General features: G+C 64.0%; 14 protein-coding genes, 2 tRNA genes and 1 pseudogene. 6 read left to right on the top strand and 11 right to left on the bottom strand.

Translation table 11 applies throughout. The features are described 5' to 3' along the window. Positions 1 to 256: 256 nt before the first annotated feature. Together F6X37_RS23095 and F6X37_RS23090 are read right to left on the bottom strand one after the other, a co-directional pair. Positions 257 to 343 (bottom strand) — tRNA-Leu (locus F6X37_RS23095). Between the two features lie 226 nt (positions 344 to 569). Continuing rightward, a tRNA-Leu gene (locus F6X37_RS23090) sits at positions 570 to 656 on the bottom strand. Between the two features lie 413 nt (positions 657 to 1069). Between F6X37_RS23090 and rnr the strand changes: the two genes are divergently transcribed. The 3 genes from rnr (at position 1070) to rpiA (ending at position 5498) form a co-directional block, all read left to right on the top strand. Continuing rightward, positions 1070 to 3553 carry a ribonuclease R gene (gene rnr / locus F6X37_RS23085; RefSeq protein ID WP_184044026.1) on the top strand — a complete coding sequence of 828 codons (2484 nt, stop codon included), beginning with the start codon at positions 1070 to 1072 and terminating at the stop codon, positions 3551 to 3553. Positions 3554 to 3685: 132 nt separating this feature from the next. After that, on the top strand, positions 3686 to 4429 hold the full coding sequence (rlmB, locus tag F6X37_RS23080) for a 23S rRNA (guanosine(2251)-2'-O)-methyltransferase RlmB (protein WP_026225426.1): 744 nt from the start codon (positions 3686 to 3688) through the stop codon (positions 4427 to 4429). A gap of 373 nt (positions 4430 to 4802) precedes the next feature. Continuing rightward, positions 4803 to 5498 carry a ribose-5-phosphate isomerase RpiA gene (gene rpiA, locus F6X37_RS23075; protein WP_187612884.1) on the top strand — a complete coding sequence of 232 codons (696 nt, stop codon included), beginning with the start codon at positions 4803 to 4805 and terminating at the stop codon, positions 5496 to 5498. 49 nt (positions 5499 to 5547) lie between these two features. Here rpiA and F6X37_RS23070 read toward each other — a convergent pair whose 3' ends face one another. Then, positions 5548 to 5793: a hypothetical protein gene (locus F6X37_RS23070; RefSeq protein WP_187612883.1), complete on the bottom strand. Its 246-nt coding sequence runs from the start codon at positions 5791 to 5793 to the stop codon at positions 5548 to 5550. Positions 5794 to 6077: 284 nt separating this feature from the next. Here F6X37_RS23070 and F6X37_RS23065 point away from each other — a divergent pair, with 284 nt between their 5' ends. Further along, on the top strand, positions 6078 to 7307 hold the full coding sequence (locus tag F6X37_RS23065; protein ID WP_187612882.1) for a glycosyltransferase family 4 protein: 1230 nt from the start codon (positions 6078 to 6080) through the stop codon (positions 7305 to 7307). A 494-nt stretch (positions 7308 to 7801) separates the two neighbouring features. After that, the gene (locus F6X37_RS23060; RefSeq protein WP_026225425.1) at positions 7802 to 8224 is read left to right on the top strand and encodes a type II toxin-antitoxin system HigA family antitoxin; all 423 of its coding nucleotides are present in this window, start codon (positions 7802 to 7804) and stop codon (positions 8222 to 8224) included. A gap of 276 nt (positions 8225 to 8500) precedes the next feature. On the opposite strand, the gene F6X37_RS23055 is transcribed toward F6X37_RS23060, so the two are convergent. The 7 genes and pseudogenes from F6X37_RS23055 to F6X37_RS23025 form a co-directional block, all read right to left on the bottom strand. Next, positions 8501 to 9886: an undecaprenyl-phosphate glucose phosphotransferase gene (locus tag F6X37_RS23055; RefSeq protein ID WP_187612881.1), complete on the bottom strand. Its 1386-nt coding sequence runs from the start codon at positions 9884 to 9886 to the stop codon at positions 8501 to 8503. Between the two features lie 36 nt (positions 9887 to 9922). Continuing rightward, entirely contained in the window at positions 9923 to 10657 is a 735-nt protein-coding gene (locus F6X37_RS23050) for a Crp/Fnr family transcriptional regulator (RefSeq protein ID WP_187612880.1), read from the bottom strand. Between the two features lie 628 nt (positions 10658 to 11285). Beyond that, entirely contained in the window at positions 11286 to 13976 is a 2691-nt protein-coding gene (locus tag F6X37_RS23045; protein ID WP_187612879.1) for a glycoside hydrolase family 2 protein, read from the bottom strand. A gap of 15 nt (positions 13977 to 13991) precedes the next feature. Then, positions 13992 to 15065, bottom strand: a complete 1074-nt coding sequence (locus F6X37_RS23040; protein WP_187612887.1) for a DUF1839 family protein — start codon at positions 15063 to 15065, stop codon at positions 13992 to 13994. A gap of 18 nt (positions 15066 to 15083) precedes the next feature. Further along, positions 15084 to 16130, bottom strand: a pseudogene (locus tag F6X37_RS23035) (amino acid--[acyl-carrier-protein] ligase); the annotation flags it as partial. Next, positions 16131 to 17438 (bottom strand): acyl-CoA dehydrogenase family protein, encoded by a 1308-nt coding sequence (locus tag F6X37_RS23030; protein ID WP_187612878.1) that lies wholly within the window; start codon positions 17436 to 17438, stop codon positions 16131 to 16133. It abuts the pseudogene before it with no gap. Beyond that, complete coding sequence (locus F6X37_RS23025; protein WP_013089253.1) at positions 17435 to 17686, bottom strand: acyl carrier protein; 252 nt, start codon at positions 17684 to 17686, stop codon at positions 17435 to 17437. The genes F6X37_RS23030 and F6X37_RS23025 overlap by 4 nt, the downstream gene beginning before the upstream one ends. A 368-nt stretch (positions 17687 to 18054) precedes the next feature. Here F6X37_RS23025 and F6X37_RS23020 point away from each other — a divergent pair, with 368 nt between their 5' ends. Then, positions 18055 to 18588, top strand: coding sequence for a GNAT family N-acetyltransferase (locus F6X37_RS23020; RefSeq protein ID WP_184029325.1), 534 nt, complete (start codon positions 18055 to 18057; stop codon positions 18586 to 18588). A 96-nt stretch (positions 18589 to 18684) separates the two neighbouring features. Here F6X37_RS23020 and F6X37_RS23015 read toward each other — a convergent pair whose 3' ends face one another. Further along, positions 18685 to 20154 carry an oligosaccharide flippase family protein gene (locus F6X37_RS23015; protein ID WP_187612877.1) on the bottom strand — a complete coding sequence of 490 codons (1470 nt, stop codon included), beginning with the start codon at positions 20152 to 20154 and terminating at the stop codon, positions 18685 to 18687. Between the last annotated feature and the right edge of the window lie 242 nt (positions 20155 to 20396).

The following is a 20396-nucleotide window of genomic DNA, read 5'->3' as shown; positions in this document are numbered from 1 at the left end:
CTGTGCGTGCAGGTGAAAGCAATGCTTGCCAAGATCGATTCCAATCAACGAGATGGTGTCCATGACGATCTCCCATAAGGAAACAGCCCGATCAGCGTAAGCCGATCGGGCTGTTTCGGTCAGGCTGTTTCGGTCAGGCTGTTTCGGTCAGGCTGTTTCGGTCAGGCTGTTTCGGTCAGGCTGACCATCTCATTAAAGCCCGCAAAGCGGGCTTTTTCACAAACGTCATCAACTAATTGATCTGGATCTATTTTTATGGTGCCCAAGAGAGGACTCGAACCTCCACGGTGTTGCCACCGCTAGGACCTGAACCTAGTGCGTCTACCAATTCCGCCACCTGGGCACGTCTTCAAGCTAGACCGCTATTTTAGCAAGATGATTAAGTTTGTCAATTCCTGCTTCAAACAAACTTGCTTTTCTCATCCGCTCGGTTGAACGCGCAGCGAAGTAATGCAATCGCTACTGAACCACCGTCCTGCTGATCCGGCAATCGAAACACAAACAACGATTTCGACTACCAGGCCTTACAAAAAAAGAGAGCCGCCAAAAGGCGGCTCTACTTTTGAATCTGGTGCCCAAGAGAGGACTCGAACCTCCACAGTGTTGCCACCGCTAGGACCTGAACCTAGTGCGTCTACCAATTTCGCCACCTGGGCAGGTGATGAACAGCAAAGACCGCAATTATAGCGACAGATTCCGACCTGTCAAGCGATTTGCCGAACGCGATTCAACCTCGCGGCGAGCCCGGCGCACTATGCGTCCCAACCACCGCCGCAGGCCCGCGTGGCGCCCGACACGGGTGTTAGAATGCCTCGCAGTAGTTCGTTGGCACGATGCACATCCGGCGTCCCGACGCGAGTGTCACTTGCGATCAGGCAGACGCGCGTCGGCTGGCGTCGAACGAGCCGGACCCAGGCAGTTTCCGGTGCAAATCGCAGTGGAGCAGAAGAGCAGAAAGCAGCAGGTGCAATGACCGAGCCAGCGCAGCCGCCGTGCAGATGCAGCCGAGCGCGACTGCGCGCATTACGCAAACGCCTTGCAGGCCGGATCACATTGCCGACCGACGTCCATGCAACGAGAAAAAATCATCGACAAGCCCTTGAGCAAATTTCCGTATCCGATTCCAAGCCGCGAAGAAATCCTCGGCGTGCTGCGCACGAGCGAAATGCCGCTTGCCGCGAACGACATCGCCGAAGCCCTGTCGATCAAGCGCCAGGAGCGCGAAGGATTTTTCAAGCGTCTCGGCGCAATGGAGCGCGACGGCCAGATCCGGCTCGATCAGCGCAATCTCTATCAACTGACCCATCCGTCGAACTTCGTCGCGGGCCGCGTCCAGGGCCATCGCGACGGCTACGGTTTCCTGATTCGCGACGACGGCCAGGACGACCTGTTCCTGCCCAACGGCGAGATGCAGAAGGTCATGCACAACGACCGCGTGCTCGCGCGCATCGTCGGCTATGACCGGCGTGGGCGGCCCGAAGGGCACATCGTCGAAGTCACCGACCGCGCGAACAAGCGCGTGATCGGCCGTCTGCTCAACGAGAACGGCGCGCTGATCGTCGCGCCCGAAGACAAGCGCATCGGCCACGACATCCTGATCACGCAGAACACCCGCAAGGCGAAAGTTGGCCAGGTCGTGGTGGTCGAGCTGACCGATTTTCCGAGCCGTCATTCGCAGCCGCTCGGCCGCGTGGTCGAAGTGCTGGGCGATATCGACGACCCCGGCATGGAAATCGAAATCGCGGTGCGCAAATACGGCGTGCCGCACGAGTTCGGCGAGGCCGCGCTGGCCGAAGCGGCGAAGCTGCCCGACGAAGTGCGCCCGGCCGACATTCGCCATCGCGTCGATCTGCGCGACGTGCCGCTCGTCACGATCGACGGCGAGGACGCGCGCGACTTCGACGACGCCGTCTATTGCGAGCCTGTGCAGGTGGGCCGCGGCGACGGCTTCCGCCTGATCGTCGCGATCGCGGACGTGTCGCATTACGTGCTTGCGCAAAGCGGGCTCGATACCGACGCGATCGAGCGCAGCACGTCGGTGTATTTCCCGCGCCGCGTGATCCCGATGCTGCCGGAGAAGCTGTCGAACGGACTGTGCTCGCTGAATCCGCAAGTCGACCGCTGCGTGCTCGTGTGCGACATGATCGTCACCGCGCGTGGCGACGTGAAGGCGTATCAGTTCTATCCGGGCGTCATGCATTCGGCCGCGCGGCTCACCTACACCGAAGTCGCCGCGGTGCTGAAAAACACCAAAGGCCCGGAAGCGACCCGCCGCGCCGCGTTGCTGCCGCAACTGCAGAATCTGTATGGCGTCTACAAGGCGCTGTTCGCGGCGCGTCAGAAGCGCGGCGCGATCGACTTCGATACGACGGAGACGTACATCGTCTGCAACGCGCAGGGCAAGATCGAGCAGATCGTGCCGCGCACGCGCAACGATGCGCACAAGCTGATCGAGGAATGCATGCTGGCCGCGAACGTGTGCGCGGCGGACTTCCTCAAGCGCAACAAGCATCCGGGCCTGTTCCGCGTGCATGCGGGCCCGAGCGCGGAAAAGCTCGAGAACCTGCGTACCTTCCTGCGCGGCATGGGCCTGACGCTCGGCGGCGGCGACACGCCGCACGCGAGCGACTACGCCGCACTGATGGCGCAGATCCGCGACCGGCCCGACGCCTCGATGCTGCAGACGATGCTGCTGCGCTCGATGCAGCAGGCGGTCTACAGCCCCGACAACATCGGCCACTTTGGCCTCGCCTACGAGGCCTACGCGCACTTCACGAGCCCGATCCGCCGTTACCCCGACCTGCTCACGCATCGCGCGATCTACGCGATCCTGCAGGGCCGTAAGTATCAGCCGCAGCCGCCGCACGGCGTCGAGCTCAATACCGCACTGTCGCCGCGCGCCCGCGCGATGCAACAGGCCGACGAGGAAAAGCGGGGCGCCCGCGGGCGCGCGAACAACGTGGCGATCTGGGAAGAACTTGGGCTGCACTGCTCGGCGAACGAGCGCCGCGCGGACGAAGCATCGCGCGATGTCGAAGCGTGGCTCAAGTGCTATTTCATGCGCGACAAGCTCGGCGAAGAGTATGGCGGCATGGTCAACGGCGTCACGTCGTTTGGTATTTTCGTGCAGCTCGATTCTCTGTTCATCGAAGGCCTCGTGCATGTGACCGAACTCGGCTCCGACTACTTCCAGTATGACGAGATCAAGAACGAGCTGCGCGGCGAGCGCACCGGCATTCGCTACCGGCTGTCGGATCGCGTGCGCGTGCAGGTGAGCCGCGTCGATCTCGACGCGCGCAAGATCGACTTCCGCCTTGTGCGCGATACGCCGATCAAGCCGCCTGCGGCACGTGGCATCGCGGCGGACAAGGGAGAAGGCGCTGGCCCGCGCGTGCGCGTGATGCCGCCGGTGGAAAGTGGCGCGTCGGTGCCGGGTCCGCGGCGCAAGAAGGCCGCGCCCGCGCAGAGCGCGGCGGTCAAGGAAGCGCGCGTGGCGAGGAAGCACGGTGTCGCGACCAAGGCGGCGTCGAAGCAGGCACGCAAGAAGCGCTGAGGCTTTCACAGCGCCGGGACCGCGCGCAGCGGGCACGTGAGCACGTGCCGGTTGCGCGCGGTCTGCCTTTTGGTTTCATATTCATCACAGTGGCGCGCGTTGAATGCGCGCCCCATCAAAGGTTGTTCAGTCATGGCTCGTCATAAGGTCTTATACGGTTTCCACGCAGTGACCGCGCGTATCCGGCACGATGCGTCGACGGTCGAGGATGTCTATTACGACGCGACGCGCAAGGACCGTCGTATGACCGAATTCCTGCAGGCCGCGAAGGACGCGGGCGTGCGTCTGATCGCCGCCGACGAAACGCGTCTGTGGGGCCTCGCGCGCACGGAACGTCATCAGGGCGTGGTCGCGCGCGCGGGCGATCTGCCGCTTGCGCAGAATCTCGCCGAACTGCTCGACGGCATCAGCGGCTCGCCGCTGATCCTCGTGCTCGACGGCGTGACCGATCCGCACAATCTCGGCGCCTGCCTGCGCGTCGCCGACGCGGCCGGCGCCCACGCGGTGATCGCGCCGCGCGATCGCGCGGTGGGACTGAACGCGACCGCCGCGAAAGTCGCGAGCGGCGCGGCCGACACGGTCCCGTACATCACGGTCACGAATCTGGCGCGCGCGCTGCGCGAACTGAAGGACGCGGGTGTCTGGGTGGTCGGCACGGCCGACGACGCGCAAAAGAGTGTCTACGAAACGGAACTCGACGGGCCGGTGGCGCTCGTGATGGGGGCCGAAGGCGAGGGCATGCGACGCCTGACGCGTGAAACCTGCGATGTCGTCATGAACATTCCGATGGCGGGGACGGTGGAGAGTTTGAATGTATCCGTGGCTAGCGGAGTGTGTCTGTTCGAGGCTGTGCGGCAGCGGGCGGTGAAGAAGTAGTTTTGGTGTCGTCGTTCTTATTGTTGGCCGATTGTTTGCGCCCGGAGCGCGGTGGTGGTTCCGGGCGTTTTGTTTTGAGTGCGGAAAATACAGCTATTTGCGCAGGAGGCACTTTGGTGTAGCCCCACATTTGGCGCAAAAGCCAGTGTCGTATTCCCTTTCGAAAGCGGGATCAAGGTCCATCGGGTGCGCATTCATGAATAGATCAATTTCGCCGATCAATTCGTGATGGCGATGGATGATTCCTGTGTCTCAACGTGTCCAATCGTGTCCGGCAAACAAGCGTGGTCCGCGGCACAAAGCCACCCAAACCCGGCCTTCTCCGCGCCACTCCGGTAAACTACGGGTTTTTCACGCTTTCCCCGCCTCTCCCATGACTCAAGACGAACTCAAGCAACTGGTCGGCCAGGCCGCCGCCGATTACGTGAATGCCAACGTGCCGCAAGGCTCGGTGATCGGCGTCGGCACGGGCTCCACCGCGAACTGCTTCATCGACGCGCTGGCCGCCACCAAATCCCGCTATCGCGGCGCGGTGTCGAGTTCGCTCGCCACCACCGCGCGTCTGCAATCGCACGGCTTCAAGGTGCTCGACCTGAATGAGATCGACTCGCTGCCGGTGTACGTCGACGGCGCCGACGAAATCGATCACAGCGGCGCGATGATCAAGGGCGGCGGCGGCGCGCTCACGCGCGAGAAGATCGTCGCGTCGGTGTCGGAAGTTTTCGTCTGCATCGCGGATGCGAGCAAGGTCGTCGAGACGCTGGGCCATTTCCCGCTGCCAATCGAAGTCGTGCCGATGGCGCGCACCGCGATCGGCCGGCGCGTGACGGCGCTCGGCGGCGTGCCCGTCGTGCGTGTGACGAAAGAGGGTGTGCCGTTCATCACCGACAACGGCAACGAGATCATCGACGTGAAGGGCTTGAGGATCAGCGACCCGCGCACGCTCGAGGCGCATATCAACGCATGGCCCGGCGTCGTCACGGTCGGCCTGTTCGCGGGCCGCGGCGCGAGTCTGTGCCTGCTCGGCACGGACACCGGCGTGCAAACGATCACGTACGGCCAGAATTAAGCGAATTGCGTTTCTGTTCGCTCTGACGCGTGTGAGCCGCTCCAACGGTTCACACGCGTTTTTTGTTGCGGTCGTGCCGCACGATCCCGCTTATACCGCCCGCCGCGGCGGCAATCGCGCGCACCCCCGACACGCGCGCGTCGCCGATCATCCGCGCGCCAGGCGCTTCGAAGCGCACGCGCAACGGACCGTCCGACAGCAGCACCACTGCGTCGCGCGCCGTGCAGCGCACGGCGAATTCCCCCAGGGCCGAACCCGGCCCTCCCAACTGACTGCTCAGATCGCCAAACGGCACGCGAGGCACGGCGGCTGTCGAGGTCGCTCGCCCGTCGCTCGCGCAGCGCTCCGATCGTAAAGGTGTGGGCTGGACTGGCGAGCAGGCGTGGGGCGATACGTCAGGCGTAGTGCAGATACGAAAGCGCCGGAATGAAGCCGTGTTTTTGCAGACGCGAACGGACTCTCCGAATTAGTCGCGTACTGTCGCACGTCGAATGTGGGCACGCGCACGCACAGTCAGGAACGTGGCACATACACTCTTCTCTGAGGCCAGGTGGCGATTCGTGACAGATAGGACGGGATATGAAAGTGGCGATCGTGCACGATTGGCTGGTCGCTCCCGGCGGCGCCGAGAAAGTGCTCGGGCAGATCATCGAGTGCTTTCCCGACGCCGACGTTTTCAGCGTCGTCGATTTTCTCGAGGATCGCACGCCGCTTGCCGGTAAGCCGGTCACCACGTCGTTCATTCAAGGCCTGCCGTTTGCGCGCAGCCGTTATCGCGCCTATTTGCCCTTGATGCCGCTCGCCGTCGAACGGTTCGATCTGTCGAGCTATGACCTGATCATCACCAGTTCTTGCGCAGTCGCGAAGGGCGTATTGGTCGGCCCTCATCAGACGCACATCAGTTACGTGCACTCGCTGATGCGATATGCGTGGGATCTGCAGTATCAGTATCTGCGCGAAGCGAATCTGCTGCGCGGGCCGAAGTCGTGGGCCGCGCGGGTATTGCTGCATTACCTGCGCGGCTGGGACGCGCAGTCGACGAATGGTGTCGATCGTCTGATCGCGAATTCGCAATCGGTCGCGCGGCGCATGATGAAAACCTATCGGCGCGATGCCGCGGTGATTCCGCCGCCCGTCGACGTGAACGAATTCGAACTGCGCACCGAAAAAGACGATTTCTATCTGACCGTGTCGCGGATGGTGCCGCACCAACGCATCGATCTGATCGTCGAGACGTTCAACGCCACGCCGCAGCGCAAGCTGATCGCGATCGGCGACGGGCCGCAGATGGCGTCGATCCGCGCGAAGGCAGGACCGAACGTGACGGTCCTCGGCTATCAGCCATTCGGCATACTGAAGGAGTATCTGGCGCGTGCGCGAGCCTTCGTGTGCGCCGCCGAGGAAGATTTCGGCATCGTGCCGCTCGAAGCGCAGGCCTGCGGCACGCCGGTCATTGCGTTCGCCAGGGGCGGGGCGCTCGAAACGGTAGTGCCGGTCGGCGACCCGCACCCGACCGGCGTTTTCTTTGCGCGTCAGACGGCGGTGTCAATGCTCGACGCGATCGACCGCTTCGAGCGGTTGAGCGCGTACATCACGCCGGCGGCCTGTCGCGCGAATGCCGAGCGGTTTTCGGCTCAGGTGTTCCGACGGGCGTTCATGGCCGAGGTCACGCGCACGATTGCGGCGGTCGCTCAGGGTCTGCCGGCGATGGAGCTGGGGGAGCAGGTGAGGTGGGCGCAGCCCGATCTCGCGACCCGGGAACTCGGCATCGCCAGAGACACGGCGCCGAAAAGCGGGTGGAGGCAATGAGGTGAGGGTCTTTCGCTGTTCTCGCCTCGTGGAGTTTTCGATAGGAGAGAAAGAGGTTTTCGTCGTCATGCAGTGATTTCGCAACGGGCAGTAACGAGCCGTTCTGACCAACGCGTCCGGGCGGCTCTTGGTGTGGGCGCGTCCGCTTCGCGCTTTGTGTCGGCAGCGCGTATCGCGTATCGCGCGATAGGCGCCGCGCGTGCAAGGCCAGCCGCGGCGGGTCATTGTCAAGCAAGCAGTATTGGACTTCAAAAAACGACATCGGGGTGCGCGCCACGCGCTATGGGCGAGATATTCGCTGGCGCGGCATGACTCGCGTGGCCATAACGACCTGAAGCAGACGTTCGCTATCGTGATCGCTGAATTTCCTCACTGCGAAGTTCGCCGTGCCGGCAATTCGGCGTGTCACGGCGATTCACTACAACAGGCAGTCGTCATTCGCGCGTCACCGATTAACGCGCCGACGGCTTTTGGACGAGGACGAATTAAAACTCATGAATGCCGATCGCCTTCCGGGACCCTTTCCCGACATCTCCGCAACGTGGGCTGCGCTGAAGAGCCAGTTGCCGATCACGCCGATTCGCACCGAAGAGGATTATCACCAGATGGTGCGAGTCGCCAATTCGCTGTCCGATCATCTAAGCGGCAACGACAACGATCCGCTCGCCGATCTGCACGCGATCGTGACGGAACTGGTCGGTCATTGGCAAGCGCGCAACCTGACGATTCCAAAAGCGGAGCCGCGCGAGGTCCTGCGCCATCTGCTGATCACGCATGGTCTCAAGCAGAAGGATCTGGCCGGCATCGCGTCGCCGACCGTGGTCAGCGATATTCTCGCGGGGCGCCGCGCGATCAGCAAGAAAGTCGCCAAGGCGCTCGCGGTACGGTTTCAGACCGATGTCAGCGCGTTCCTGTAGAGGCGGTGCCGCGCGGCGGACCCGTCCATGACGTGGTCCGTCGCGGCTGCTCATCTTGCGTCAACCACGGCGGCTGTCGAGCGGGCCGCCGGCGTTGGCGCTTCTATTCGCAGCGGCGTGCACGCGTTGTTGCCCGGTTGGGTATTTTTCTCGAATGGAACGCAGGCGCATTCCGGCGATCCTTCAGCGCGCCGCCTTCAGTACCCGCACTTCGCATGCGCCGCAGTGCCGGCACGATGACCGACACTCCCGGATGCGATTGCCTCGATGGCATGGTCAGAACGCGTTGCGGCCAACAAAGCCCTTGAAAATCGTGATGAAGACGATCTTCATGTCGAACCAGAACGACCAGTTCTGGATATAGAAGAGATCGAACTTCACGCGCGCTTCCATCTTCTCGACCTTGGTGGTCGCGCCGCGATAGCCGTTGACCTGGGCCCAGCCGGTGATGCCGGGCTTGATGCGGTAACGGTGCATGTAGCCGTATACCTGGTCCTTGTACAGGTCATCATGTTCGACCGCATGCGGACGCGGACCCACCACCGACATCTGACCGCGCAGCACGTTCAGAAACTGCGGCAGCTCGTCGAGACTCGTGCGGCGCATGAAGCTGCCGAGCTTCGTCACGCGCGAGTCGTTGCGGGTCGCCTGCGTGATCTGGCCGTGCTCTTCCTCGTGCACGGTCATCGAGCGGAACTTGTAGATGCCGAACGGCTGGCCGTCGACGCCCTTGCGGATCTGCCGGAAAAACACCGGCCCCGGCGACGTGAGCTTGATGCCGATCGCAAGCACGGCGAACACCGGCGCGAGCACGATGAGCGCGAGCACGGCGAACAGGCGGTCGAACATCAGCTTGGGCCACATCTGCGGCGACGAGAATGGCGTCGCGCTCAGATTCAGCGTCGGCAAACCGACGACATCGACGATCGCATGATTGAACAGCGACAGACTGCGCACGTCGGGAATGAAGCGCAGATTGACGAAGTCGTGTCTGAAGGTGCGCGTGAAGCGGTAGATCGTGTGTTCCTCGGAAAGCGGCAACGCGAGCCACACTTCGTTCACGCGGTCATTGCGCACCTTCGTCGCGAACGCTTCCAGATCCGTCAGCACGGGTAGGCGGGTCAGACGCGCGCCATACGCGTCGTGGCCTTGCACGCTGGTGTCGAACACGCACACCGGTTTGAAGCCCGCTTGCGGCGCATGCTCGAGATGCGCGAGCAGCGTGCGCGCAAACCCCGGTGCGCCGACGATCGCGACGGTGCGCGCGTTCATGCCGCGGCGACGTACGAAGCGCAGCACCACGTGCATGATGCAGCGTGTCGCGATGATCAACGCGCCGGAGATCAGCGTCGAGTAGCCGAGCCACAGGCGCGACACCGCATCCGTGCGATGCAGCGTGAACGCGAGCAGGAGCGCGGTCGCGACCACCGTGAGCCACGCGGCGGCGATTCGCGCGAGCACCGGCGCGAGCGCCTTGCCGCGCCACGTCTCATAGACTCCGAAGCCCGGAAACAGCAACAGAACCAGCACACACTTGAACGCGATCAGAAGACGCTCGGTATCGGCGAACGCGATCGGTGCGGAAAAGCGCATCCAGTGGGCGAGCAGACCGCCCGCAATCACGAACAGTGCGTCGAGACATCGAGCAGTAATCCTGAACATAGGAAAATCGACCCCGGTCATCGAGCCGCGTGCCGCTTATTCGACGGTCTCGGCCTGGCGCAGTCGCGGCAGAAGTCGATCGAATTCGCGTTTCACGAGGCCGTAGCATTCGCACGCGCGGGCTTCGAGGCCCTTGCGGTCGAGCACCTTGATATGACCGCGGCTATGATGAATCAGGCCTTCGTCGTGCAGCTTGCCGGCCGCTTCGGTGATGCCTTCGCGGCGCACGCCGAGCATGTCGGCAATCAGCTGCTGCGTGACGGTCAGATCGTTCGACGCCACGCGGTCCACCTCGATCAGCAGCCAGCGGCACAGTTGCTTGTTGAGCGAGTGATGGCGGTTGCACGCGGCGGTCTGCGCGACCTGGGTCAGAAGAGCGTGCATATACAGCAGCATCAGGCGGCGCAGAAAGTCGGACCGCGCGAACTGCTGCTTGAGCGCCTGCGCGCTCATCCGGTAGGCGAAGCCCGCGCATTGCACCTGTACGCGGTTGGGCATGGTTTCGCCGCCCGTGAGGACCGGCACGCCGGTCATGCCTTCGCGGCCGACCGCGGCGATCTCGACGGAGCTGCCGTCTTCCATCGTCGAGAGCATCGAGATGATCGCGGTGGTGGGGAAGTACACATGATGGATCCGTTGACCCGAGTCGCATAGCAGTTGCTCGGTGCGCAGATGAACCAGTTCGAGGTGGGGAGCTAGTGCCTGCCATTCGTGCGACGGCATTGCGCCCAGCAGATGGTTACCGTGCAAATCGGATTGAAGTGTCAACATGATCGGTCCTCGCATGAAAGTCGCGCTTCGCGCGACTCTCTCCGTTTATTTGATCCGATGCCCGCATCCTCGGCAGTGGGCTGCCCGGCGGGCAGCCTGGATGAACAGCATCGGCCCCGTTTTAGGCCTGTCTGCCACCGCCTCTGTTGTTGCGCTCGTGTGCGGTGACACTCTGTTGCGTGGAGGTAGTAGCGAGGACCGTGCCAACGTTAGGGAAAACGCCTGCTGATGCGGCGCAGCGAAGAAACCCGGAGCGCGTCGGGAGAGTAAAAGCGGCTTTTTGTTTCAGTTCTGCACACCCCTGCCGGATGGGGAATGCATCGTATGAAAGCTTTGGGTTTGGGCGAATCCCTTGATATCAAAGGCTTCACGGCCAAAAACAGGGGGCTGTCGAAGCTGTCTCAGATTTGAACCTGGCGCCGCATGCACGTTTTGAAGCGCTCTTCGTGAAGTGCCGGAAATGATTCAGAAGTGTTAAATGGAGTGCGTGCGCTGTCGCACGTAAGGCCTTTCAGAACAGGCAACAGTCGCGTTCGAGCCAACAGTGAGCGAGCCGGGCAGACAGTTCGAGACCTGCGAAGCGAGCTTTCGGGCGCTTCGCGTACGTGCGACTAGTTCGGAATGACCACTAGCCGTAGAAGATGGCGGATAGCGCATTGATTGCGCGGACTTCTCCCTGGGGTGTCCCGCATGTTTCATCCACTTTAAAGGCCGCGTTTGATGCAGGTGCAACGAGTTCTTGCGGCGACGCCGCGAAGGCGGTCGGCAGCAGCGGTTCGAGCGCATGCAGCGGCACGATACAGCGCCGGTTCGGCGCGAGATGGAACCAGTCGCGCGCCGCGCGATAACAGGGGTCAATGATATGAACGAAGCGCGCAAAGCGCTTTGTTTCGATCGCAAGCTGCCAGCCGCTGCCGTCGCCATGACGTTCGACCTCGACGGTCATACCGAGGTCATCACGCGTGTGCACGCTACGCTCGGGCAGATGAAACGCTTCGGACACGATCTCGCCATTCGCGGCATCGTAGAGCGTTGCAATCGTGACATCGTGCGCGCGTGGGCCGAAGCGGTACGCATGCGTGAAATCGAAGAACTGGCCCAGATGCGCGGCCGCACTGATGCGTTGCAGGCTGCGCGGGGCAAGCGTCAGCGCGCGTCGCGCGGACGTGAGCTTCACGCTGCCGTCGCGCAGACAGACCAGCTCGAGTTCGCCGCAAAACGTTTGCGCGCGCTCGTTGATCAGATGAATATCGAGGCCGTTCAGGCCTTCGTCGGTGAGCGTGATCTGCAATGGCTGCAGTGTCTGCGCGAAGCCGTGCAGCGCGCTTTTCGGCCGTCCCGTCGCGTCGATCACGCCCCAGCCCGCGCCCGCGCGCAGATCCTGCAACTGCCACACGAGGCCGCCGCCGCACGACGAGCCCGCGCGCCGCCACTCGGCGAACACGTCGCCGATCAGCTCGGCAACCACCGCGCGCGACAGATCGAGATAACGCGCCGCATCTTCATAGCGCAAGCGCGTCGGCTCGACGCCGTAAAGCGCCTGCAAATAATGATCGCGCACGTCGTCGAAATCCCAGCCTGCGCCAGGATCGCGCGGCACGGCGGCTTTCCAGCGCGGATCGTGCGTGTGGATCGTGCCGAGCGCGTCGTGCAGCGTCGCCTCGTCGGGGACGTTGGCGAATGCCAGGCATTCGGCCGCGAAGCGCACCTGCGCGCGGCGCACGTCGGCGAGCGGGCGCTGATACGCGCCGACGCCGTAGTAGTGCGTGACGCCCTCGTTCGTCGAGAACGGCCACGCGCCGCCCGATGGCGAATTGCTGACATAGGGCACGTCCTCACGTTCGCGCGCGACGAGCGCGGGCAGCAGCTCGGTGAACAACGCTTGCGCGCGCTGCGCCGCGGGCAGTCCGAACATCGCCGCCTGCTGGTCGACTTCGCTGCCGCCGCACAGCACCGTGAGCGAGGCAAAGCGACGCGTGCGGCTCAGGAACTGGCTCGCTTCGCGCTCGATCAATGCGCTGAACGCGGCATCGTTCGGGTAGTCGAAATTCGCCAGCGCGAAGTCCTGCCAGATCAACAGGCCGTACTCGTCGGCGAGCGCATAAAACAGATCGGACTCATAGAGCATCGTGCCGCCGACGCGCAGCATGTTCATGCCAGCGGCGCGCGCGAGCTCGAACGTATGGCGCAATTGCGTTTCGGTGCCTGCTAGCGTGACGAGATCGGCGCTGGTCCAGCACGCGCCGCGACAGAATACGGGCACTTCATTCACGCGCAAGGCGAAACCCGCAGCATCGGCGCCGCGGTCCACTTCGATACGACGAAAGCCGATCGAGCCCAGAGACTGAGAGATCACGTTGCCGTCGACGAGCTGCAACGCCAGAGGATATAAAGTGGGCTCTCCATGCGTATGCGGCCACCAGCGTTTCGCGTGGGGCACGCGCACGTCGCCGGTGAGTGTATATGCATCGTGCCATTGCAAAGACGAAACATGGTCGCCGCAAGAAAGTGTCGCGCGGCAGGCCGCGACGTCGTGGGGGCGTACGAAACGTAAAGTCAACGAAACAACCCCATCCTCTTGCTCGAGCCGGCTGGTCAGATCAATCGTGTCGAATGCGTGCGGCGCGTCGCCGAGCATTTCGATCGGACGCCACGGGCCGACCGTCTGAATCGACGGACACCAGCCGGGCATATGGCCGAGCAGCGTGGTGCGCACATTGCGAAGCGTCGGCGGCGACACGAGCCGCGGCCGCCAGCGCGCACGCGAGCGTTTGGCCGCCAACGCTGGCGTCAGTGAGCGAAAGCACAGCACGAGCGTCGCGCGGCCATCCAGGTCGATATCCAGATCATGGGCGATGAACATCGATGCGGAATCGAGCCGCTTCACATCGTCGAGCCACACTTGCGCGAGCGTCGCGAGTCCATGAAAACGCAAGCGGCGCCGCCCCGTACCGATCAGCGTGACGCGATACCAGTGATCGTCGAATGCGAGCGGTGGCGGGTGATCGACATCGAGCAGACCGGCGGCGAGCCGCGCGCTCGCGACGGTGCCGGGCACCTGCGCGGCGAGCCAGCCTTGCGCGGGCAGATCGGCCGGCGACTCATAGGCGTGCGGCGCGGTGCTCAGACAGGCCCAGCCGGTGTCGAGCCGTTGCGGCCATAGCGAGGGCGCGGCGCGGGCAGTGCCTGCATCATGCACTTGCGCGATCGCGCCGGTCGCGCGCGCACGGCCAGCATCGCCCTCGTCAGCGGGCGGATCGAGTGTCGATACGTCCACGGTCAATTCCCGGAAAAACCGCGCGGCACGAAGTGCGCGCAACCACGCATCACCGTATTAGCGCACCAGAGCGGCCAGCGGTGGCAGCGTTTTTTCATAAGCGCTTTCAAGCACGTCGAAGCAGTCTTCGCAGGTATCGCGACGGCCGCGCGCGATCGCGCGAATGAGCCGGAACTGCATCACCATCGACTCCGACGCGATGCTTTGCGCGGCAGCCGGTATCGTCGGCGGGATCTCGAAGCCTTGCGCGGACAGCCACTGCAGATACTTCGACATGAACTCGAAGTTCGCGCCGAGCTGCCGCATCAGATTGAACGAGTACAGATGGAAGTACGCCTCGTCGCGCTCGAACAGCGTATCGAGATGCGCGGGAAACGCGGCACGCCATTGCGAAATCGGATTGGTCAACGGACGCCGTTCCAGATGCGCGCACAGCAGTTCCGCCGACGCCTCCGCGAGCGCGGTGCCTTCGAGCGCGGGCCGCGCCTGCTTGGCGAACTCGACATAGGGAAACAGCAGATCGGGCTGCGCGGTGAAATGCGGCAGCTTGCGAAACACGCCGTCGTAGTCGTCGCCCTCGAGCCGGTGGTAACCGGTGTTGTGGAAATAGCCGAGGCGGCGCGCGGCGGTGTCGACGAAGTCGATGCCGATCGTGGTCTTCGGATGCTCGCGGCGATACGAGGTCGCGCGCGTATCGGGGAGATAGTAGCCGTCGACCTCGACGAGCACGGTGTGGCCGCGCAGCGTCTGCGCGAGCACGCGTTCTTCGAGCGAGTCGTAGATCGCCAGCTCCTGCACCTGGGTGCCATACAGACGTTCGAGATCATCGAGCGGAAACTTGAAGAACGTGAACTGATCGCCTTCGAAATCCTGCGTGACCGTGAACGCGAGCGCCGCGCGCGGATCGAGCCTGAAGCCGTGCAGCAGCTCGATCCACAGATCGACATAGCAGTTGGTCTCCTGCCACACGCGTTCGCCCTGATGCAGCGCGTGCGCTACGTGCTCGCGCAACTGCGTGCCGGCACCGGGCACCGCGTGGGTCTGCTGACGCGTCGGCGGATCGCCTGCGCGTCGCGGCAGCGACGAGTTGGCGAGCGCGCCGGCAAGCGCCGAAGTCGGCGATGGATTCATGCGCGCTCCCCCGGCGACGGTCGCCGTTGGCGTCGCCTGCGTTGCCTGCAGCGCATCGGCGACGCGGGTCTCGGTATCGCCCCACAGCAGCGCGCGCACGTCGTCGGGCCACGCGTCGACGTCGAGCCCATGATGACGGAACAGCGCGAGCGTGATGCGTTCCATGCCGAAGCCGACACAGCCCGTATGCGCGGTCGCGCCGTCTTCGCAGGCGATCTTCCAGATCGCGCCGAAGTGGTCCATGTGATAGTTGAACGACAGGCAGGCCGTCTTGCCGCGCGGATCGGCGAGCGCGATCAGCAACTCGAACTTGAGCGCTTGCGCGCGCTGACTATCGGCGACGATCTTGCCGCCGCGGCCGAAGAACGGATCGTTCGCGAGATCGACTTCGACCGGCAAGCCTAGCAGCTTCACAAGCAGCGAGCCGCGCTCGATCCACATCTGCCGGAACGCCATCACCTGCTCGGGGTTGCCGAGACGCACGTATTCCCGTTGACGGAACATCTGCATGCGGCCCGGATCGAGCGACGGCTCATGACGGAAGCAGTACGACAGCACGTCGACGGTGCGGCCGTCGGCGGGCAGCGCGCCGCGCCGCGCCATCACCGGATAGATCGGATAGCAGGCGGCCGGCGTCAGCACGACGCGCGTCGGTTTCTGTTGCGCGAGCCACGCGTCGCCGCGGTCGTCGTCGCTGTCGGCCATCGCATCGTCGAGCGCGCGCAGCAGACGGTGGTGGCCCATGTCGTCGCCGCGAAACGAATGGATGGTGCCCGCGAGGTTCGGAAAGCTCTTCAGGTATTCACTATCCTCGAAGTCGGTGCGGCGCATCGCGGGCGGAAAACGCAATACTTCGGCTTGCTGATCTTTACCCAGCTGCGTAATCGCGAGGTTCAGTCGCTCGATCACGTCCTCGAAAACCTGGCTGCGGCCATACAGTCCGTTTTCACCGGTATCGATCAGCAGGCCGGCGGCCAGCATCTCGTCGCGCAGCGTGAGCGAAGGCCCCACGTCCGCGGCGGCGGCGGCCGCGGCGATAGCGGCGGTATCGGTCATCAGCTTCATTCAGGGTCTCCCCGGCGTGGCAGGACGTTGCGCGAGCAGCAGACTCGCGGTGTTCTGCGCGATACGGTCGTTATTGATCATCAAGGGCGCCGAGTGCAGGTCGCGCAGATGGCGGCCGACGCTATAGGGCGTGCCGTTCTTGTAGCCCGCCATGCCGCAGATCATCAGCACTTCCTGTACGACCTGCAGCGCGGTGGTCGAAATGCTGGTTTTGAGCGTGTTCATGTCCGACGCGAAACCGAGCATCGCCGCGAGCGGGGCGTCCGCCTGGGTCGCGCCCTCGCGTGCCTGATGCGCGGCGCGCGCGGCCTCCAGCGCGACCGATAGACGCGCCTGCATCATCTGCAGCAGCCCGACCGCTTCGGCGAGCCGCAGGCCCGCCGGCGGCATCGTGCCGGGCTTCGCGCGCGCCTGCGCGCGGAAGAACGCTTTCGCGCGATTGACCGCGTCGACGGCGATGCCGGTCCATACCGACGCCCACAGCGTGTGCGACACGGGCAGCATGGTCTGATCGGCGATGTCGGCGAACGGCGTCGCGAGGATCTGTTCGGCCAGTCCCGTCGCGACCAGCCGGAAGCCCTCGCTGCAGGTGCCGCGCATGCCCATCGCGTCCCAGCCGCCACGCCGCTCGAGCTGCGTATCGGCGCGCAGCGCGACGATCAGCACCTGGTCGGACGCGGCCGCGTCGGCGGTGCGCCGCGCGGTCACGAGGATGCCGTCGGCGTGCGCGCCGTACGAGATCGTCGGTGCGAGCTTCTCGATCCGAAAACGCGCACCATCGAGCTCCACCGAGCACGCGCTCGTGCGCATGTTGCCGCCGATCGTCTCTTCCGACGTCGCCGACGCGAGCAGCCATTGCTGCTCGGCCAGTTGTGCAAGCAGGCTCGCTTGCCAGGCGGAGGCGCCGCGATGAGAGTCGATGCACGCGACCTGGATCTGATGCATCGCATAGATCATCGCGGTCGATGCGCAGCCCTGCGCCAGCGTTTCGCAGATCGCACCGATATCGGCAAGCGACAGGCCCGCGCCGCCGAAAGCGGTCGGCACCATCGCCGACAGCAAACGCTCGGCCTTGAGCGCGTCGAACGCCTCGACCGGATAGCGCGCCTCGCGGTCCACGGCGTCCGCGTACTGCGCGGCGATCGCCGCGCAACGATGCGCTGCAGCACGCCATTCGGGACCGGTATCGAGCGCGCTCAGCGTCCCGGCGGCAGCGCCCTGGCCGTCGCCGGTCCGGGCGTCAGTAGTCGAGTTCGAGGCCGCCCCGCAGGCCGCTGCGGCGGCCTGATCCAGCAGCGGCGCACTCATGCTGCCGCCTTGGCCTGCTGCAACTCCGTCATCGCGGCGGCCATCGAGTCGATGCTCGAGAACAGACGGCGCGTCAGCATACGGTCAGGAATTTCGACGTTGAATTCGTCTTCCATGGCAAGCATCAGATGCACGGTCGCGAGCGATGAGAGTCCGGCAGCATAGAGATCGGCGTCGTCGGCGAGGCTTTCCACCGGGACATCCAGGCGTGCGGATTCGGACAGGATGCGTCTCAATGCAGTTTTCATGCAGTGCTCCCCTTATGGTCAAAGGTCTGCCGATGGGTGCCGAGGTCGAATGACGTCGGCACCTGATTTTCGTGTGTAGTTTCGTGCGGTGCGAAGACCGCGGCGTGCGTTCGCGATGGTGCAGTGCAGTGTTGCAGGCGGGCCTGCGTGAAGCCATCTGCGCTACCGGGCGAACGTGGCAAGGCTGCGCTTCGTTGGCTCGTATTTAAGGATCGTCAACCCCGAGCGTCAGTGCGATGGCGCACGGAAGCACATCTTTAGCGCACGTTACCGTGTAGTCGATGATGAGGGACCGTCATGGATCGGCCTGCCGTCGTGCACGGCAGGCATCGCCGGGCCCGCCGAAAATTTTGACAGCCGGGGGCGTGATGAACTGGAAAACGCTGGAGTTCGATCAGCTATCTGCACGTGAGTTGTATGTCGTGCTGCGTGCGCGCAGTGCGGTATTCGTCGTCGAGCAGTCGCATGTGTGCCTCGACGCGGACGGTCGCGACGAGCAGGCCTTGCATGTGTTCGCGGTCGAAGACATGGCGCGGCCGATGCCGGTGCTCGCCTATGCGCGGGTGCAGCCCGGCGATTCCGAAGATCCGGAAGTGACGATCGACAAGGTGCTGACGAGTCCGCTGCGGCGCGGCGACGGCACCGCCGAGATGCTGATCGAGCGTGTGCTCGAAGCGGTCGCCCAACGCTGGCCGGGCCGCGCCACGCGCGTGAGCGCACCGCTTGGCTTGCGCGGGTTCTACGAGCAGTTCGGCTTTCGCAAGACGGAGGGACCGTACCTCGAACACGGTATGCCGTTCATCGGTCTCACGCGTCAGGTGCGCGGCGCTCAGGCGCGCTTCGGTCTGAGGCGCCGCGAGCGCGACGGCGCATCGTTCGTCAATACGTTCGAACTGTTGTGATGCCGCGTCGGCTGGGTACGTGTTTTCAGCCTTGGCATTCAGGTCCCGACCGTGAACGAGCGGTGGACCGGCGTCATTGATTGCGCGCGCCGGGACTCAGCCTTGTGCCCGTCCGGACGACGGCGCGCAACGCAGCCAGAGCCTGTAAAGCGCGTCGCGCAACTCGCTCGACCCGCGCAGCGACATGCCGAAGTTCGCCGCGCTCAACGCGAGCGCGACGACGATCGTTAGCAGCAACGCGCTGATCGAATCTGCGAGCGCGAGCGCGACGAGCAGAAACGTGAGATGCGCGAGCATGTTGCGCACGATCGTCCATGCATGCAGCCGTGAGAACGCGAGCAGCACCGAGTAATCGAGCAGCACCTTCAGCACGACGACGACCGCGGCGCCCATGATGCCGAACCAGTGGATGCCGCACCATAACGCGCCGGTAAAGAACGGCAACTGAAGCCAGCTGACGCTCGCCACTGCCACGGGATGAGTCTGCGCCTGCAACAGGCTGCCGAGGATGCTCGACTGGCCGCTCAGCCACACGCCGAGGATCAGCACGCTCGCGACCGGCGCCGCGGTGGCGAGCTGCGGTCCGAGCCACAGCAGCAAAAACGGCTTCAGGGCGAACAGCGCGATGATCACGCATGGCGTAAATGCTCCATTGAGAAACGCGAGCGCGTTGTGCGCGAGCGCATCCGCATCCTCGCGCGACGCCGCCGACAGTCGCGGAAACAGGGTGCGCACCATCGCGAGCGGCAGCAGGTTCAATCGATTGATCAGGTTTTGCGGCGTCGCGTAGTAAGTGACGAAGCGCGCGCCGAGCAGTCCGCCGATGAACACGCGGTCGAGCGTCGACGCGATCATGTTGGCGCCGGAAAACATCAGCAGCCAGCGGCCGTTGCGGAACAGCCCGATCATCAAGCGCCATTGCGGCATCCGGATACGGCGAATGCCGAGCGCGCGAATGGCGGCCACGCCCAGCATCAGGCCGCCGACGAAACGCGCGATCACGGCGGCTGGAATCGCAATCGCCAGTGACGGCGAAAAGCAGAGGACCGCCGCGATCGGCAGCAACTGGAACAGCGCGGTGCCGAGCGTCTGGTTGATGTTGTAGCTCGTGAAGCACTCGACGCCGGTAATCGCGCCCGCGAACACCCAGGTCACGTTCGCGATCGGCACAGCGACCGCGATCCACGGCAGGCTCGCCATCACTTCATGCTGGAACGTCGGCTCGATTTTCACGCCGTAGCTGATGTAGACAATGGCTCCGGCATAGATCAGCGCGCCGCCGATGATGCCGGTACCGAGATTCATGAACCACGCACTCCAGAAGATCGGTTCGATCGAATCGTCGCTGGCCGCGCGAGCCTTGGCGATCTGGTTTTCGGTCGCCAGACTGGTGCCCAGATCGAGGACGCTGAAGTAGCCGATCAGCGCCCACACCAGATTGATCACCCCGTAACGCTCGGCGCCCAGCAGATGAATGTAGGTGGGCACGGTCACGAGGGAAACGAAGGTCGGCGCGACGGCGCCGGCAAGGTTGATGAAGATGTTCCTGACGATGCTTCGTTCCATGTTCCATTGCCGGGCCGGTGAGAAGGGCCGCGCGGACATACGCAGCGGCATCAACGCGTCGCAGGTCTTGCATCTTGCCCCCGGGCGCCGCGTGACTGTGTGGGTGGCCGTACAGATAGCCGCGATCGGGAGGGGGTTAAATGGCAAAGCTCATAGGGTAGCGCGGTGGTTGGCCACGAGCCGGCCGCGCGCACCGCATTGCGGAGCATTCCTAAGCGCGCCCGCGCCGTCTCCATCACGTA

The sequence above is a fragment of the Paraburkholderia sp. 31.1 genome, from assembly GCF_014397645.1.
Classification (GTDB): Bacteria; Pseudomonadota; Gammaproteobacteria; order Burkholderiales; family Burkholderiaceae; genus Paraburkholderia; species Paraburkholderia tuberum.
Note: the sequence above shows the minus strand (reverse complement) of the source record. Positions and strands in the feature narration are given on the sequence as shown.

Excerpts from the sequence above, each read along its gene's own strand:
- F6X37_RS23050 (WP_187612880.1), bottom strand. The coding sequence starts at position 10,657 with ATGTTGACACTTCAATCCGATTTGCACGGTAACCATCTGCTGGGCGCA.
- F6X37_RS23065 (WP_187612882.1), top strand. The coding sequence starts at position 6,078 with ATGAAAGTGGCGATCGTGCACGATTGGCTGGTCGCTCCCGGCGGCGCC.
- rnr (WP_184044026.1), top strand. The coding sequence starts at position 1,070 with ATGCAACGAGAAAAAATCATCGACAAGCCCTTGAGCAAATTTCCGTAT.
- F6X37_RS23055 (WP_187612881.1), bottom strand. The coding sequence starts at position 9,886 with ATGTTCAGGATTACTGCTCGATGTCTCGACGCACTGTTCGTGATTGCG.
- F6X37_RS23030 (WP_187612878.1), bottom strand. The coding sequence starts at position 17,438 with ATGAGTGCGCCGCTGCTGGATCAGGCCGCCGCAGCGGCCTGCGGGGCG.
- F6X37_RS23015 (WP_187612877.1), bottom strand. The coding sequence starts at position 20,154 with ATGGAACGAAGCATCGTCAGGAACATCTTCATCAACCTTGCCGGCGCC.
- F6X37_RS23020 (WP_184029325.1), top strand. The coding sequence starts at position 18,055 with ATGAACTGGAAAACGCTGGAGTTCGATCAGCTATCTGCACGTGAGTTG.
- F6X37_RS23025 (WP_013089253.1), bottom strand. The coding sequence starts at position 17,686 with ATGAAAACTGCATTGAGACGCATCCTGTCCGAATCCGCACGCCTGGAT.
- rpiA (WP_187612884.1), top strand. The coding sequence starts at position 4,803 with ATGACTCAAGACGAACTCAAGCAACTGGTCGGCCAGGCCGCCGCCGAT.
- rlmB (WP_026225426.1), top strand. The coding sequence starts at position 3,686 with ATGGCTCGTCATAAGGTCTTATACGGTTTCCACGCAGTGACCGCGCGT.
- F6X37_RS23040 (WP_187612887.1), bottom strand. The coding sequence starts at position 15,065 with ATGAATCCATCGCCGACTTCGGCGCTTGCCGGCGCGCTCGCCAACTCG.
- F6X37_RS23060 (WP_026225425.1), top strand. The coding sequence starts at position 7,802 with ATGAATGCCGATCGCCTTCCGGGACCCTTTCCCGACATCTCCGCAACG.